The sequence below is a fragment of the Streptomyces sp. NBC_00286 genome, assembly GCF_036173125.1.
Lineage (GTDB): Bacteria > Actinomycetota > Actinomycetes > Streptomycetales > Streptomycetaceae > Streptomyces.
In genome coordinates this window covers 4,484,986-4,500,541 of sequence record NZ_CP108054.1, presented here as the reverse complement: position 1 = coordinate 4,500,541, position 15,556 = coordinate 4,484,986, and the positions used below count along the sequence as shown (strand labels likewise).

12 protein-coding genes are annotated in these 15,556 nt (G+C 69.3%); 3 read left to right on the top strand and 9 right to left on the bottom strand.

The annotated features are described in order from the left end of the window. Window positions 1–276: 276 nt before the first annotated feature. The 8 genes from ku to OHT21_RS20390 all read right to left on the bottom strand — a co-directional run bounded on the left by ku (window position 277) and on the right by OHT21_RS20390 (window position 8,327). Window positions 277–1,104 carry a non-homologous end joining protein Ku gene (gene ku / locus OHT21_RS20425; RefSeq protein WP_328769795.1) on the bottom strand — a complete coding sequence of 276 codons (828 nt, stop codon included), beginning with the start codon at window positions 1,102–1,104 and terminating at the stop codon, window positions 277–279. A 274-nt stretch (window positions 1,105–1,378) separates the two neighbouring features. Then, a complete protein-coding gene (locus tag OHT21_RS20420) occupies window positions 1,379–1,612 on the bottom strand; it encodes a hypothetical protein (RefSeq protein ID WP_328769794.1) in 234 nt (77 codons plus the stop codon). Between the two features lie 629 nt (window positions 1,613–2,241). Next, window positions 2,242–3,294 (bottom strand): hypothetical protein, encoded by a 1,053-nt coding sequence (locus OHT21_RS20415; RefSeq protein WP_328769793.1) that lies wholly within the window; start codon window positions 3,292–3,294, stop codon window positions 2,242–2,244. 833 nt (window positions 3,295–4,127) lie between these two features. Beyond that, entirely contained in the window at window positions 4,128–4,607 is a 480-nt protein-coding gene (locus OHT21_RS20410) for an SPW repeat protein (RefSeq protein ID WP_328769792.1), read from the bottom strand. 884 nt (window positions 4,608–5,491) lie between these two features. Beyond that, window positions 5,492–5,911: a PRC-barrel domain-containing protein gene (locus tag OHT21_RS20405; protein ID WP_328769791.1), complete on the bottom strand. Its 420-nt coding sequence runs from the start codon at window positions 5,909–5,911 to the stop codon at window positions 5,492–5,494. A gap of 656 nt (window positions 5,912–6,567) precedes the next feature. Next, complete coding sequence (locus OHT21_RS20400) at window positions 6,568–6,888, bottom strand: hypothetical protein (RefSeq protein ID WP_328769790.1); 321 nt, start codon at window positions 6,886–6,888, stop codon at window positions 6,568–6,570. After that, window positions 6,885–7,082, bottom strand: a complete 198-nt coding sequence (locus tag OHT21_RS20395; RefSeq protein WP_328769789.1) for a ferredoxin — start codon at window positions 7,080–7,082, stop codon at window positions 6,885–6,887. The genes OHT21_RS20400 and OHT21_RS20395 overlap by 4 nt, the downstream gene beginning before the upstream one ends. A 24-nt stretch (window positions 7,083–7,106) precedes the next feature. Further along, entirely contained in the window at window positions 7,107–8,327 is a 1,221-nt protein-coding gene (locus OHT21_RS20390; protein ID WP_328769787.1) for a cytochrome P450, read from the bottom strand. A 240-nt stretch (window positions 8,328–8,567) separates the two neighbouring features. Here OHT21_RS20390 and OHT21_RS20385 point away from each other — a divergent pair, with 240 nt between their 5' ends. Next, window positions 8,568–9,065: a MarR family winged helix-turn-helix transcriptional regulator gene (locus tag OHT21_RS20385; protein WP_328769786.1), complete on the top strand. Its 498-nt coding sequence runs from the start codon at window positions 8,568–8,570 to the stop codon at window positions 9,063–9,065. A gap of 184 nt (window positions 9,066–9,249) precedes the next feature. On the opposite strand, the gene OHT21_RS20380 is transcribed toward OHT21_RS20385, so the two are convergent. Next, a complete protein-coding gene (locus tag OHT21_RS20380; RefSeq protein WP_328769785.1) occupies window positions 9,250–10,173 on the bottom strand; it encodes a ribosome-inactivating family protein in 924 nt (307 codons plus the stop codon). A 324-nt stretch (window positions 10,174–10,497) separates the two neighbouring features. Between OHT21_RS20380 and OHT21_RS20375 the strand changes: the two genes are divergently transcribed. Then, window positions 10,498–14,325 (top strand): nSTAND1 domain-containing NTPase, encoded by a 3,828-nt coding sequence (locus OHT21_RS20375; RefSeq protein WP_328769784.1) that lies wholly within the window; start codon window positions 10,498–10,500, stop codon window positions 14,323–14,325. 446 nt (window positions 14,326–14,771) lie between these two features. Further along, entirely contained in the window at window positions 14,772–15,428 is a 657-nt protein-coding gene (locus OHT21_RS20370; RefSeq protein WP_328769783.1) for a hypothetical protein, read from the top strand. Window positions 15,429–15,556: the final 128 nt, after the last annotated feature.

Here is a 15,556-nt window from a genome sequence, read left to right as displayed (position 1 = left end):
AACTCCTTTCACCCGGCCTTCCACATCCCCTCCCTCTCAAGTGGTCCGCAGCTCTACCTCATCCGTGTCAATCACATCGCCTCAACCTCAACTTGCTGAACTTGACAGGGAAGGCTCGTGGAGGCATATCGCGCGGCGGAGTTCAGCATCTCCTGCGCCTAGGCGTACCGGCTGCTTGGCGTGGACCGCCCCCTGGGCGCCCGCAAGGAACGGTTGGTGTTGCGCCCACCCGGTGCGTACCCCGTCTTGCGGCTCGCTGGGAGATGGCGCCCGCGGTCAGCCCGACGTGCGGCCCTGGTCTGCGGCTTTGCGTAGGCTCTCCTCCAGCGCGGCCATCAAGTCCCCCGTCGGTTCCGGCTCAGGAGGCGGCATTGGTTGGCCTCCGGATTCCTTCGCCGCGACCAGTTGCTCAAGCGCCATGGCGTATTCGTCGTGCAGCGCGGTGAGGTCGATGCTGGGCAGCTGGGCCATCAGCAGGGAGGCGAGCTCCAGTTCTTGCCCGGTCACCGGCGTGGTCGATCCCATGCCGCCGGGTTCGCGTACTTCTTCGGGCCACAGGAGGGTCTGGACAACCAGAGTGTCGCGGCGCGGCCACAGTGCGGCCAAGCGCTCTCTGGACTGCAGCGTCACCTTGGCCACGGCTGCGCGCTCAGCTCTGGCCAGTGCGGCTACCAGCAGTGCGTACGGCCGCTGCCCGGACTGCCCGTGCGGCGCGGCGTAGTAGCCGCGGGAGAACAGGAGCGGGTCCAGGCCGTCGACGGGGACGAATCCGAGGACCTCGATGACATGCTTGCTGAGCAGCGGCAGGGCCTCGAGGTCTTCTTCCCGCAGCACCACAGTGCGTCCGTCCGGGGTCTCATATCCTTTCGCGATCTCGGGCCTGTCGACCTCGCGACGCTCGGCTTGGCAGACACGCCGGTGCCGGATGCGGGCACCGTCGGTGGCGTGCACTTCGTGCAGATCCACTCCGTGCCGTCGGGTCGCGGGGAACAACTGCACCGGCAGGCTGACCAGGCCGAACATGATCCAGCCGGTCCACACCGCCTGCGTGGGCACATCCATCGTGGGCACATCCATGCCTCCAGCCTCCGCCGCAGCAGGCACGGGCGCACCTTCGAGCGGACCGCAGCCGGATCGCCAGGCGCGGAAGGCGCCGTGAGGGATACGAGGAAGGGCCAGAATCGCTGGCCCTCTTCGACATGTCAGCCGCTGGCAGGCCGGGCCTGCCAGCGGCGTGATTACAGCACTGGGACGCGCGAGGCCTGCGGGCCCTTGGGGCCCTGCACGACATCGAATTGAGAACCGGCAACGCTGCCGGAGCGTGTGGGCCCTTCCCGGGTGCCGTGAGCTGACGGAGCGGGCGGCCGACAGGCGGGTCCTAGGAGCCGAGCCGGGTGCGCAGCAGTTGCTTGCCCAGTTCCGCGCCCTTGCGGCTGTCGGCCTGTGCCTTGCGGAACAGCTCTACGACTTCCGTGTCGTTCTCGCGCTGGGCGTCCTGGAGGTAGGTTTCCAGCCGCAGAGCGTTGCTGAGACATGCCTCGATGTACCAGATCAGGTTGTAGTCCTTGTCCTTGGTGCCGGTGACCTCACCGGTTTCCGTGTTGCTGGGCATGGCGGGCGTCCTTGAGTGTCGTGGAGGGGCTGGGCAAGCAGCCGGCGTGGCTGCGGGTGGCCCGGATCGCCAAGCCAGCGGGGATGCGGCCTTCGCGATCCGGTGGCCGCGGCCGTCTGCTTGAGGGGAGCATCGGCCGGGCCTGTCGCCGCCGGGGCAACCAGACGACAACCACCGGGCGGCGCTTTGCTGGACGACTGCTCCCGCGAGGGTCGGCGGTTCACACCAACGGCGGTGATCCGCAGGCACCGGTTACCGTCACGCCCACACGCCCCTGTGGCCGCACTCGGACTTGTCGGTCTCTCCAGGCCTCTGGTGCCGGGGTGGGTCGAGCATTCGGCGGCGGCATGGTCGTGGGTCTGTTCGGCGGTGCTTTCCGGCCTGCGCCGCAGGTCAGAGCGATTCCCCTGCACCGGCGGGCTCAGGACGGTGTCACGATCACTCATCCGGGAGCTGCGCCAAAGTGACATTAGGTACGGTTCCGACGCGATGGGCGCTGTGATGACCCTAGTCCTGGGGCCGGTGAGGGCGGGCCCCAGGACTGTTCATGATTTCCTTCTCCGGGCTCCAGGAGAGGGCGGAGCTGCCCTGCCATCACCCGCCCGGCGGCAGAGGCTCGCTTGTTTGACTCACGGGGTGGTGCGTGCTGCGGCGGCGGAGATGACCTTCTGGCGCTGCTGGTGGCGGCGTTCGTACTCCAGGGCCTGGCGGGCGACGCTGGAGGGAACATCGTGCAGCCGGGCGGTGATCTGGTTCTCGGCCATGGTGTCGTAGCCGTCCCAGGGCTCAGGGCCGCGCAGCTCCTCGATGGCGTCCAGGACCGGACGCCGGTAGCCGTGGGCTCGTTCGTATCCCTCGATCACGGTCAGGTCCGACTGGGAGAGTGTGCGCAGCCGCTGGGTGATTTCGTCGACGCTGAGCTGGCTGAAGCGGGCGATCGGCAATTCCTCCTCGCGGGTCACCGCACCCTGGACCTCTTCGGCCGTCCGGGTCGGCTCCGGCATTTCCCGCACCGCGCCCTCGGCCGCACCCCGGGCCCGCCGTCCGCTACTGCGGGCGACATCCTGCACCCGGTCGGCGACGGTCCGCACGGTGCGGGCGGCCGCGTCGGTCAGGCCACCGCCGTTCTCCACGCCGAAGCCGTTGGCGGAGGCCGCCACGGTCCGCGCGCGATCGGCGAGACTGTCGTCCAGTCTTGCGAGCAGTTCCTCGTCCTGGCGGCGCAGTGCGGCGAGCAGGTCGGCGGTGGCCTTCTCGTGGATCTCTTCCGCGATGGTCTGTCCGGCCCGGCAGGCCGCCAGTGCCCGGGCGGTGACCGCGTACTCGTCTTCGGCGTTCTTCAGCAGGCGCCGTTCGTCGTTCGGCTGCCGGCCGCGCAGCATGTCCGTCACGATCGCGGATCCGATGGTCAGCGGCAGCATGGCGGTGCGCACGGTGCTGCGCGCGATGTACCGCGCGATATCCACGGTGTCCCCGACGAGGCCGCGGGGCTGCAGCTCGCGCACGTGGTGCTCGATGCGCTGAAGGCTGTCCTGGACGTCGTGCACCTGTTCTTCGAGCATGTGCCGGTAGGGGCCGGGCGGCGTGATGGTCGCATCGGTCCGGAAGCGGTCGACCACCGCCTCATGCGCCTCGCGGGCGTCTTCCAATGCCGGTACGAGCGCGTCCGTCATCACTGTCATGGGGGGTGCTCCTGGGGGTCTGGCGGCCGGTACGGCCCGCCGCGCATCGGGAAACGGCTGCCCACGTGGTCATTTCCGCGGCCGGGCAACCGGGCACCATCCTGTGGGACCGTAAGCAAGATCGCCCGGAGGCCGGGCCCGTTTGCGTCCGTACGGCGACAAACCTGGCTGGGGCGCGCTTCGCACCCGGTCGCCTGTTGCCCCGTTGTGCCCCGAGGAAACAGTCGGTGAAGACAATGTGTCTTCCCCTTCCGAAGCGGCCCTGATCTCGCACGCGGCCCGGGTGGGCGCGGCGCTGTCGGGACGGGCGAATGCGGGCTGAAAGGGGGGCGACGGCGGTTGGGCTGTATCGAAATTCCTGATCACGCGTTGGTCCGGGCGTGAATCCTCGCGTTGACGACGCTGTGCCGTATCGGCACCGCTCGGGCTTACTGGCTCCGAGCCCGAGCGGGATGACCTGGGTGCTGGCGTACAGGCGTGAGGCGGTTGGAGCTGGCGGTGATGGTCAGATGCTCAGCGGTGATGGTTGCCGCTTGTGGACGTACGCCGCGACGGTCCGCCTGGCGCGAGCAGCGGCCTGCGGCTCTCGCGCAGGCCGCCGCGAGTGAGCACACTGGCGTGCCTGCTCACTCGCCGACAGTTGGATCTGTACACGCGGAAACCCGCCGATCGTCCGTGACTCCCCCCATCCCTATGGGCCGCCGAGGCCGGCGGTCCATAGGAGGCGTCAGTCGCCGGACGAGTGTCGCCGGAGCCGCGCTCGGTTCCCGCCCGTCGCCGGTGAGCGGGGCGTAAGGGTCGCGCGATGAAGCCAAGCCGGCTCCGGCAGGCCTCTAGGCAGCCGGCATGTCGCGGTTTCGGCCGGTTGACCGACGTGAGTCGGCTTGGCGGGCGGCGGCGCTGGCTGCCAGCCCCAGCAGCAGAGCGACGACACCCACGATGACGTTGCTGACGATGGACCTCGTAGAGGTGACGTCACCTGCCACGACCCAGGGGGCGATGATGGTCCACACGCCCAGGGCGCAGGCCGCCCACGCCATGCTGTGCGTGCGCTCGTAGGCACGCCCGAAGCCACCGCTCATCAGGACCGCATAGGCGATGCCGACGATCAGGTTGCTGACGGCCAGCGTCGTGAAGCCGTTGAACCCCGCGATCCACGGCGACGCCGCCAGATACAGGCCCGTGAGGAGAGCCATCGTCTCCACGGCCTGCGCCTGGGGGGTGGTCGCCGCGCGCTCGGCCATCTCGTGGCGCATGCGCATGTCGAGGATGTCGGGATGGGTTTCCATGGATGATCGGGGAGAGGTCGTCATTCCTGTCACCTCCGAGGTTGCGTGATCTCCGGATGCGCATCAACGAGTACCCACATTCCAGCTCCGTCCATCGAGGGCCGAAAGGCGCTGACGTGCCAGGGGCACGGGAGCGGCCGCACCAACCGTGCCCTCGGACAGCGGTACCTCGCACAGAGCACCGGGTGCCCCAGCCACCTGTAGTGCAGCACGTCCCGGCCGCGCCCCAGCGGCAGCGACCGTATCCCCGTCCGGAGTGCGTCGATCACCGCATGGGCCCGCGGCTCCCCGTTCAGAGGGTCCAGCAGCCCCAGGCCCCGGCTCCGCTTCATCCGGAGACGAGGAGGCATTGCGGTCATGGACAGCCAGGTCACCACCAGCGCGAACGTCAAACGAAGCCGTGAGGGCGGGAACGTGTTGCTGCGCCGGTCAGCTCAGCCGTCAGGGCGGAAGACCGTGCGGACGCAGCTGTCCGTCTTGCCCTCGAACATCTGGTCAGCACCGGACAACGTGGTGGCGGCCGAACGCCCGTGTCAACGCTGGTCGCGCGAGCCGCCCGTTGGAGGATGCGGCCGGGGTGTCTGGGCCGTGGCCGTTGGGCGGGTGACGCGCCGCCGCGTGGGCATGTCCGCGGTCCGCGTCGAGGCGGCCGAGATGATCATGGCAGGTCGGCCGACCAGAGCCACAGGGCCATCAGCTCAGGCCACACGTAGAGACCAGCGGTGAGCCGACCAGTAGCGTCTCACCAGGCCTTGTACTGAGTGAGCCGCACATCGCGGGCCCCTCGATGTGGTCTGCCGTCCCGGCCCGTTCGGTTGGGCATGGCTTGAAATGCTGTGCGGCGCCCACCGTCAGCGCTCCACGCGCGGACCCTGATGAGGGGCATGGAGTGTCCGCGCGCACGGCGCTCACACACGGTAGGGAAAGCGCGGGGGAATGTAGCCGGTGCCCCAGAAAGGGGCGTATCCGTAGTGGGTGTAGACCCGGTCGTAATATTCGCGCTGGTCCACGAGCTCCGGGTCGTACTCGGGCGCGTCGACGACATCGTCCCGGGTACGGTCGATGCGGATCTCGTCCTCGGCCACGTCGGCCACGGCGTCGACCGGTATGTAGCTCTTCTTTTCGCCGATGCCCAGGAAGCCGCCGTGCTCCATGAGCAGGAAGCGGACCTTACGCTCCTCCTCGTCGATGATCAGGTCGCTCACTTTGCCGAGTTCGTTTCCGGAGCGGTCGGTCACCTTCCGGCCCCGAACGTCCTCGTCGGCGGAGGGGATCGCGTGATGCGAGTCGGAGAGCCTGGTCAGCACGGGAATGTCGCCGGACTTCATCGGGGGCCTCCCTGGAATATCAGGACACATCTATGCGGCTGAGGGGTCATGCCCGGTCACCTTCGTCCGAATTCCCTCCCACCGCCGCCGCATGCGTGTATCCAAGGGGCTGACGTGCCCGTGGGCTGTAGCCGTCGAGGAAGGCGGCACGCAGGTCGGGCCGCTTACCCACGGGCCGCAGGCCGGCGGGACGTTCGGGACGGCGAGTTCGGGTGTCTCAAGAACGTGCCTGATCAAGGAGCCGTCACGGGCCATGATGGGCGTATCTTCGTACAAAAGTTCGAGGGTCTGGTGTGGGCCTACAGAAGCCGGGTGATGCGATCGAGGGAGGGCGGTATTCATAAATAGGTCGTTTTTCTCAGTGACTTGACGGGGCGGCAGAGCGGGTCTCGCGCGTACGAACGGGGATCAGCGGCCGCGAATCGGCTCCGTGGTGCAGCGCGGACAGGACTGTCAGAGGCCCCGAGGGCATGCTCCGCGCGGCACGGTGGCGTGCACCGCAGTTGGTGCCTCACTCGCCGCTCGCACGGCCGACTCGCCGGATGCGCTGACGAAGGGGTGTCTGTCAGCGACTACGCGCGGAGCATGCCGATCTGGCCGGTATCCGCTGCCGGGAAGCGCCACGTGACGAGCCTTCCAACTCGCTGCCATCAAGATCATTCTTGCCCAATTGTGTACGCCTGCCCCAGATGGGCAAAGTCTTCTCGAATCACGTGATCGCTCTTGCGCAGCGCCTTGGCGAGCTGGCCGCGCAACTCGCTGGGGAGCGACCCGGCTCCCAGCGCGCAGTCGACGAGGAGCGCACGGCAGTCCCGCACCTCCTGATCGGTGGCGAGGGCTGTGAACAGCGGGTGCGTCAGGGTCTCTCGGGCGGCGTGGCCGTCGGTCGTCTTCATCGTCCGGCGGTGCAGCTCCGCGACCACCAGGCGCCCCGCAGGGGGTTCCATGAATAGGTACAACACGCCCGCGGGGTTCATGCGTCGTCGAGTGTGATGGCGGCGGCCGGGCAGACGGCGGCCGCCTCTCGGACGGTGGGGTGCTGGTTCTGGGGTGGTTCGGGGTCGAGGAGGGTGACGATGCCGTCCTCTTCTCGCTGGTCGAAGATGTCGGGGGCGATCAGGGCGCATTGGCCGGCGCCGCAGCATTTCGTCTCGTCCACGCTGATCTTCATGTTTCTTGGCCTCCTTCCTGCTCGCTACCAGCGCACGGGGACCTCGCGTAGGCCGCCGACCAGTAGGCCTTCCACTCGTTGTAGTTCGTCGGTGGGGGCGGCCAGGGTGAGGGTGGGGAGTTTGTGGAGGAGGGTTTCCAGGACGACTTGGAGTTCGGTGCGGGCGAGGGATTGGCCTAGGCAGGCGTGGGGGCCGGCGCCGAAGGTCAGGTGGGGGTTGGGGGTGCGGGTGAGGTCCATGTCGTCGGGGTTGGTGAAGGTGTTCTCGTCGCGGTTGGCGGAGGACAGGGCGCAGAAGACTGTGGTGCCGCTTGGGAGTTGTTCTCCGTTGATGTTGGTGTCTTCGGTGAGGTAGCGGCGGATGCCGAAGGTGCCGAGGTTGGCGTCGTAGCGGAGTGCTTCGTCGACCGCGGTGCGGATGAGGGTGGGGTCGGCGAGTAGGCGTTCCCAGCGGGAGCGGTCGGTGAGGAGCATGGCGATCATCTTGCCGATCATGTTGGCGGTGGTCTCGTGGCCGGCGACCAGGAGGCCCATCCCCGTGCTCAGCAGTTCGGCGTCGGTCATTCCCTCGCCTTCTGCCTCGCTTTCCTTGATCAGCATGCTGAGCAGGTCTTCGCCGGGTTCGGTGCGCTTGGCTGCGATGAGGTCGCTCATGTACTGGATGAACTCGGTGTGTGCGGTGCGGGTCTCGTCCTTGGAGAAGCGGGTGACGTTGAGGAAGGCGTCGGACCAGTAGGAGAAGCGTTCGCGGTCGTCGGCGGGGGCGCCGAGCAGGTCGCAGATGACGTACACGGGGAGGGGGAAGCCGAGGGCGGCCTTGAGGTCGGCGGGCCGGCCGTGTTCGACCATGGCGTCGATGAGGTTTTCGGCCGTCTCCGTCATGCCGGTGCGTAGTGCCCTCATGCGTTTGGCGGTGAAGTACTTGCCTACCTGTCGCCGCCACCTGAGGTGGGGTTCGCCGTTGTCGGGGATGGCCAGTTCGTAGTCGCCGGTGGCGGCGGAGCCGCCTGCTCCTTCGGGGGCGACCCTGGCGCTGTTGTCCTCGGTGGTGGGGCGGGCGAAGCGGGGGTCGGTGAGGAGGTTTCTGACGTCGTCGTAGCGGGTGAGGAGCTTGCCGGTGTCTCCGCTGGGGAGTTCGACGGTGGCCACCGGGCACTGGCCGCGCAACTGCTCCCATTCGGCGGGCGGCTCCAGTGGGCCTTCGGTGGGTATCGGCAGACGGATGACCTGGTCGTTCTGGCTCATCTGGCGTCTCCTCGTGGGGGAGGTGTGGTGCGACAACGGTGCCGACGAGGTCGACGACGCCTGCGATGACGCCGACGACGGCGCGTTCACGGTGTTGCACGATACGTACGTCGTGCATGATGCATCAATAGTGCATCATGCACTTTTCATGCATGGCGCATTATCGACGTAGGGTGGAAGAGACGGTGACGCGAGCAGCGCACCTGTCGCCAACGTCCGTGCAGGCAAAGGGAGATCGGCGTGGATGCCCGAGAGGCGGGGGAGCGCATCGAGCGTGAGCTGCTGATCCTGACGCGGAACCGGGAGTCGTCGACACCGCGTGGCGTACGCGGCGGGGGCGCCCTGGACCGTAGCGCCTACGCGCTGCTCAGCAGGCTGGAAGTGCAGGGACCGATGTCGATCCCGGACTTCGTCGAGGCGTTCGGGCTCGCCGCGTCCACGTTCACGCGGCAGACCTCGGCGCTGCTGCGGGAGGGCCTGGTGGAGCGGACGCTGGATCCGGACGGCGGGGTGGCCCGGAAGTTCCGGCTCACCGAAGAGGGCGTGAAGCGTCTTGCCGCGCAGCGCGAGGAGATCATCAACGGCCTGACCCAGGTCGTCGCCGGTTGGGAGCCCGAGCGTTTGCAGCGCTTCGTCGCCGACCTGCGGCAGTTCAACACCGACATCGAACGGATCACGGGCCGCGCCTGGCCGCGTCCGACGCCCCAGGGCACCGACGATCCGCACCCGCGTGACTGATCACGGAGTGAGCTCGTGATGTCCGCGGGCATCCGACAGTAGGAACCCCGCATCCGCCCCACCAACTCCAGGAGCCCGGGTTCGGCCACTGTGGACCGCCTGGCATCGCACGGCAGCGCCCTCGGGCGGCCACCGGTGTTCTCCGGTGGGCCGTCCGAGGGCCGACGCATCAGCTGTCTGCCGGTCAGGAGGTAGGGGATATCCACATGGCAAGGGCGAGGACGGCCGCGGTGGCGGCGAAGGTGCTGAAGTCGTACCTCCCTTGCGGGGCGGTCGGCGCCACAGTGGTGTCGCGCATGCGCCGCTGGAGGTTTTCGCCGATCACCTGCCAGTTGGTCACCAGGCCCACGTCGGAGTCATCGAAGCGGTATCCCCAGTCGTCGGTCCAGCCGTTGATGATCCGGTCGGAGATGGCGTGGAACCGGGCACCTTCGGCGATGGCTTCCACGAACCACAGGAGCGCCCCGGCCCTGGCGCGGTCTGCGGCATTCCTGTCGTTTTCTACGACTGGCGGGTTGTTGAGCGCGTTCGCGTTGTCCCGGAGATCGCGGGTGGAGAACATCGGCGTCGTTCTGGTCTGGCCGGCGTAGCCGGGCAGGCCATTGCTGGCGGTGTAGCTGCCCGAGAACGGGAGCACCTCTGCGGAGTTCGGTTCCGTGGACGAAGACGGCAGCCAGTTCACGTTCTGGAGGGTCGCGTCCGAGGTGTAGCGGTAGGTGTGGTCGCGGGGATTGTAGAAGCCCTGCACGTACAGGTTGTGGGCGTTCATGACGATTCGGGTCAGCAGGTTCGGCCCGTCGTACACGTTGACGAGGAAGAAGTCGTCGGTGGTCGTTTCGGTGGCCCACACCGTCTGTGCGCCGTTGCCGTAGATCGCTTTCTCGTTCACTCGGCCGCGGACATCGTTGATCATCTGCTGGTAGCCGGCCCGGCCTCCGCTGACGTCCCAGTCGACGTCGTTCGCGTCGTCGATCGCGAAGGCTTTCGTGGCACCGAGGGGGCTGAGCAGGGCCAGGAGCAGCGCGAGCAGTACCGCGCCGGCGGTTGCGATGGTCGTTCTGGTGCGTCGGCCGCCCGGAGGGCTGCCTACAACGATGTCAGGACTCATGTGCTTCTCCTTGTGTGCAATGAGCGTCGTGCCTGACCGACGCTTGCAACCGGAGCGTTGATTGGCACGTCCCTTCCACCAGGGCAATCAACCTCGTGGACAGCACTGGATTGTTTGCCGGGCCGTTTCGTCGCCGTTGTCAACGGTCGATGTCACATCGGGAATGGGTTCACGCCCGAGTGGTGCGGTCCGTACGTTTGCCGCCCTGAACGGCGTTTTCGCCAGCCATACAGCCACGTACGGCCATAGGTGCGTACGGACAACAGACATGCACTGCCAGAGACACGTAACGCCACGTACTGCCACAGGAAAGGGGACGGCTTCGTGGGACGTCCCGAAAGAACGGTGGATCCGGCTGCCGGTCCGGTGCAGCGCCTCGCCCACGAGTTGCGGCAGCTGCGCAAGGCCGCGGGCTGCCCGTCGTACCGGACCATGGCCCAGGCGGCGGGGTTCTCGGCGACGACGTTGTCGCAGGCGGCGGCCGGGCAGCGGCTGCCGTCGCTGGCCGTGGTCCAGGGGTACGTACGAGCCTGTGGCGGCGAACCCGAGGAGTGGGAGCCGCGGTGGAAGGCGGCCGAGACGGAGGCCGCGGAGAGCCCCGCGGACGAGAAGACCGACGAGGACGCGGCGCCGCCGTACCGGGGTCTCGCGCGCTTCGAGCCCGCCGACCGTGACCTGTTCTTCGGCCGGGACCGGCTGGTCCACGAGCTGTGCGAGCTGGTGTCCGAGCAGCGGTTCGCGGTGGTGTTCGGGGCGTCCGGAAGCGGGAAGTCGTCGCTGCTGCGGGCCGGGCTGATCCCGCGTCTTCAGGAGGAGATCGCGGAGCTGGGGAGACCGGCGGTGTTGCGGATCCTCACTCCGGGGGACAGGCCCGCCGCCCGGTACGAGCACCTGCTGGCCCCGGCCGAGGACGAGCCGGAGAGCTGGGTCGTGGTGGACCAGTTCGAGGAGGTCTTCACCCTGTGCCGGGACAAGGCCGAGCGGGCCCGCTTCATCGACCTGCTGCTGGCCGCCCGGAAACCGGACAGCCGGTTGCGGGTGCTGATCGCGGTGCGGGCGGACTTCTACGCCCGGTGCGCCGAGCACCGGGAACTCGCGGACATGCTGCGCGGCGCCGCGCTGCTGGTCGGGCCGATGACGGCGGACGAATTGCGGGAGGCGGTCGTCAAACCGGCGCAGGCGGCCGGTCTGCTGGTGGAGCGGGAGCTGACCGCCCGGATCGTCGAGGAGGTCCTCGACCAGCCGGGCGGGCTGCCGATGCTCTCGCACGCGCTGCTGGAGACCTGGCGGCGGCGTCGCGGCCGGCTGCTGACCCTGGCCTCGTACGAGGCGGCCGGCGGGGTGGGCGGCGCCATCGCGGCCAGCGCGGAGGAGGTGTACGGGCAGCTGACCGCGGCCCAGGCGGACGCGGCCCGCCGTCTTCTGCTGCGGATGGTCGAGCCCGGGCGCGGGACCTCCGACACCCGGCGCCCGCTGAACCGGGCCGAACTCGATTCGTGGGCGTGCCCCTACGTGCCGCCGGTGGTGGAGCGGCTGGCCCGCGCCCGCCTCCTCACCTCAGACGAGGAGACCGTCCACCTCGCCCACGAGGCGCTGATCACCCGCTGGCCCCGGCTGCACGGCTGGATCGAGGAGGACCGCGAGCGGCTGCGCCACCACCGGGCGCTCACCGAGGCGGCCCGCGCCTGGCTGGAGCACGAACGTGACCCGGGCACGCTGTACCGGGGCGTCCGCCTGGCCCGAGCGGAAGAGCTGTTCCCGAACCCCGCATGCGACCCCGAACTGACCGTGGCGGAACGGGAGTTCCTCGTCGCCGCCTTCGAGGCCCGCGACGCGGAACGCCAGGCCGCCGCCCACTCGGCGCGCCGGGCACGGGCAGCGGTGGGCGTGCTGTCGGCCGTACTCGCGGTGGCGCTCGTGGCCGGACTGGTCGCGTTGCTGGAGCATCGCGACAACCAGCGGCGGCGCACCGACGAGGCGGCCCGCCGTATCGCCGCCGTCGCGGAGTCGCTGCGTACGACCGATCCCCGCACCGCGCAACTGCTGGGCGTCGCCGCCTGGCGCGCGGCGCAGCTGCCCGAGACCCGGCGGGCCCTGCTGGGCTCACTCGGCCAGCCGGAACCCGACTCCTTCATCGACCCGGCGCCCGGCGACGGCCCCACCCGCTTCCTGACCCACTCGGGCCGCAGGCTGCTCAGCGTCGAGGGACGCGTCTGGCGGACCTGGGACGTGGTCCGGCACCGGCGGATCGCCTCGGGGCGCCTGCCGGAGGGCGGCACGGTGAGCGCGGCCGCTGCGGACGGGCGGCTGCTGGCGATCACCGGGGACGACGGAACTCGGCTGTGGGACACGGCCGCCGGGCGGTGGCGCGGCGACCGGCTGCCTGCCTCTGCCTCCGTGGACTTCTCCGGTGCCAGTTACGTCGTGGGTGACACGAGCGACTACCGGGTGCAGGTGCGCTCGTCCGCCGACGACCGCCTGCGATACGACACGAAGGCGGCGGATACGACGCTGGTGGCGTCGAGCGCGGACGGCCGGCTGGTCGCGGCCTGCCCCGACGAGGGCACGCCCCTGGTACGGGACCTGAAGACGGGGCGCACGCTGCCAGGAGCCTGGGAACGGGACGGCGAGATCTGCAGCGCGGAAGGGCCGCAGCTCGTGTTCGACGGAGGCGAGCGAAGCGAGATGGGGGTCCCCCCGGCCGAAGGCTGGGGGAGGCTCGCCGCGTACACCTTTGACGGGATGCACGTCTTCGATGTCCCCTCGGGGCGGCGGCTGGCGAACATCGACGACCCGGGCGTGAAGTACGCCTCCCTCAGCAAGGACGGGAAGTTCCTGGCGACCGCGGACGGTGAGGAGGTCAGGGTGTGGCGCCTCGCGGTCGACGAGTCGGCCCCGGTGTTCCGGCACTCCCTGAACAACCAGCACCCGTACGGCGGCCTTGCCTGGGATCCCGACCGCCCCGTCCTGCGCTACCTGGAGGGCGGTACGGTCCACTCCCTCGACGTCGCGCACGCCGTGACGCCCGCCTGGCGCGACGAGCCGCTGGACGGGGTGCGCATCAGCCCGGACGGCCGCACCCTCGCCACCGCCCGCCGCACCGGCGACCGTTACCACTTCGAGCTGCGCGACACCGCCGACGGCAAGCTGCGGCGGACGCTGCCGCCTCCGCCGCTCCCCGTCTCCCGCGATCCCGAGACGCCTGTGCACCCGGAGAGCACCTCACCACTGCTGGCGTTCGCCCCCGACGGCAAGACGCTCGCGTACGGAATCTCGGCGCCCGACGACGAGGCGTCCCCGCAGCGCGTCATGATCTGGGACGTCGCGCCCGGCCGGTTCCGTACGACGCTGGATCTGGCGACGAGGACTTCGGCACCCGCGGTGCTCACCCTCGCCCTGGGCCCCGACGCGCGCACGCTCTACGCCACCCGCTCCTCGGCTGCCGGCGAACTGAGCAACGAGGTCTGGGACACGGCCTCCCACCGCAGAACGGCGGTTCTGCCGGCCCTGTCCAGCAGCCACCTCGCCGTCCGCCCCGACGGCGGACTCCTGGTCGGCGACACCCGCACGGCCGTCCTGCCGGACGGCAAGGCAGCCGCACAGAACCTGGTTCAGGGCGACGAGATCGGCGCGCTCGCCTTCGCCGCGGACGGTTCGCGGCTGGTGGCGGGGGACCAGACGGGCCGGGTGGCGCTGTGGGACGGAAAGGTCCGGGAGCGAGCCGGGATCCTCCGGAACGTGTTCCCGGCCCCGGTCGGCGTGGGCTCCACCGGCGACAGCGCCGAGGACCCCGTCGGCGACAGCTCGGAAGCCGTGAACGCCCTCGCCGTCAGCCCCGACGGAAGCACCCTCGCCGTGGGCGGCGAGGCGGGCACGCTCCAGCTCTGGGACCTCGACACCCAACAGCCCCTCGGCGGCCCGCTGACGACACCGGGCGACAAGATCGACACGGTGGCGTTCAGCGCGGACAGCGGCACGGTGTACGCGGGGAGCGCGCACGTTCCGCTCCAGCGGTACACCATCGCACCGTCCAAGGCGGTCGAGACGGTGTGCGCGAGGGTGGCGGAGGGCGGCGGCGATCCGGGCGGTCTGACGCGGGCGCAGTGGGAGGCGCACGTGGCGGATGTGCCGTATCGGAGGGTGTGCGGGTGACGCGGTCGGCGGGCGGCTGATACACCCGGCGGGCGAGTGGCGTACCCGACGGGGGTGACGTGCCGACGGCGGTGATGCTCCCGGCGGGCGGCTGACGCACGCGGCGGGCGGGTGACGTACCCGACGGCGGTGATGCTCCCGACGACGGTGACGTACCCGATGGCGGTGATGTGCCGATGGCGGTGATGCGGTCCGACGGCGGTGATGTGCCGACGGCGGTGATGCTCCCGGCGGGTGGGCCCGGTCGACGATTGATGCGCCCCGGTGTGCGGTTGATGCGTCAGGCCGGTGATTGATTGCCCTGATGGAGCGGCTGGCTGATCAATTCCCGAGCGTTGAGGATTGAGCCGTCGCTGTCCCGGCCATCCCCCTCTTCTCCCCCCGGCCGGGACAGCGGCCGTAACACCCGACGAGGGTGTCGAACCACCCGACGGGAGAACCCATCCATGAAGGCTCTCAAGACCGGCCGCCGTCGCCTTGCCATGCTGACGCCCGCCGCGGCCCTCTTCCTGATCACCTTCTCCACGGGGACGGCCAGCGCCAACACCAGCCCCGGCTGGGGCGACGACAGACCCGACGTGATGTGGGACTGCAACAACGACAACGCCGACTCCTGCCAGTACCACGAGGTCAACGCCTGGACCGAGCTGGGCAAGCGGCGTCAGGTCGGCAACGCGGTGTACAACTGCGCGGGCAGTTCCGACCTGGGCTACGACCGCATCTTCCGGATCGACCGCACCACCGAGTACTCCTTCAGTCAGACGACCTCGGTGGAGGTCAAGGCCGGCTTCTCGGACGTCCTCAAAGGGGGCATGTCCGTCGGCGTCTCGCAGGAGGAGACCTGGAAGGCGGGCGACACGGTCAGCGCCAGCACCACCCTCAAGGGGACCATCAAGCCCGGTGAGGCGGGCGGCTACTGGTTCGCGCCGTACGAGCGGAACTCCCAGGGCTGGCTCGAGGTCCACTACGGCAAGCGCAAGGACGGCCACTACCACTGGTACTACCCGGGCCAGGGCTCCACGGACGTCCACATCAAGACGCCGGTGCTATGGCCGGACGGCACGATGAAGGGCAAGTGGTTCTGGGCGACCTGGAAGTGCTGACGCCCTCCGGATCTGTTTGCCAATAGTTCTCAAGAGCTCTCACGAGTTCTTACGAGAGCCTTGCGCACCGCTTACGAGACCCTGACGCGGGCCCGGATCCGGTTCGTCTCTCGTCCCCCACTGGTCAC

Bases quoted from the DNA above. Each gene is read 5' to 3' on its own strand.
- OHT21_RS20420 (WP_328769794.1), bottom strand. From the start codon at position 1,612: ATGCCCAGCAACACGGAAACCGGTGAGGTCACCGGCACCAAGGACAAG.
- OHT21_RS20415 (WP_328769793.1), bottom strand. From the start codon at position 3,294: ATGACAGTGATGACGGACGCGCTCGTACCGGCATTGGAAGACGCCCGC.
- OHT21_RS20410 (WP_328769792.1), bottom strand. From the start codon at position 4,607: ATGACGACCTCTCCCCGATCATCCATGGAAACCCATCCCGACATCCTC.
- OHT21_RS20405 (WP_328769791.1), bottom strand. From the start codon at position 5,911: ATGAAGTCCGGCGACATTCCCGTGCTGACCAGGCTCTCCGACTCGCAT.
- OHT21_RS20400 (WP_328769790.1), bottom strand. From the start codon at position 6,888: ATGAACCCCGCGGGCGTGTTGTACCTATTCATGGAACCCCCTGCGGGG.
- OHT21_RS20395 (WP_328769789.1), bottom strand. From the start codon at position 7,082: ATGAAGATCAGCGTGGACGAGACGAAATGCTGCGGCGCCGGCCAATGC.
- OHT21_RS20390 (WP_328769787.1), bottom strand. From the start codon at position 8,327: ATGAGCCAGAACGACCAGGTCATCCGTCTGCCGATACCCACCGAAGGC.
- OHT21_RS20380 (WP_328769785.1), bottom strand. From the start codon at position 10,173: ATGAGTCCTGACATCGTTGTAGGCAGCCCTCCGGGCGGCCGACGCACC.
- OHT21_RS20370 (WP_328769783.1), top strand. From the start codon at position 14,772: ATGAAGGCTCTCAAGACCGGCCGCCGTCGCCTTGCCATGCTGACGCCC.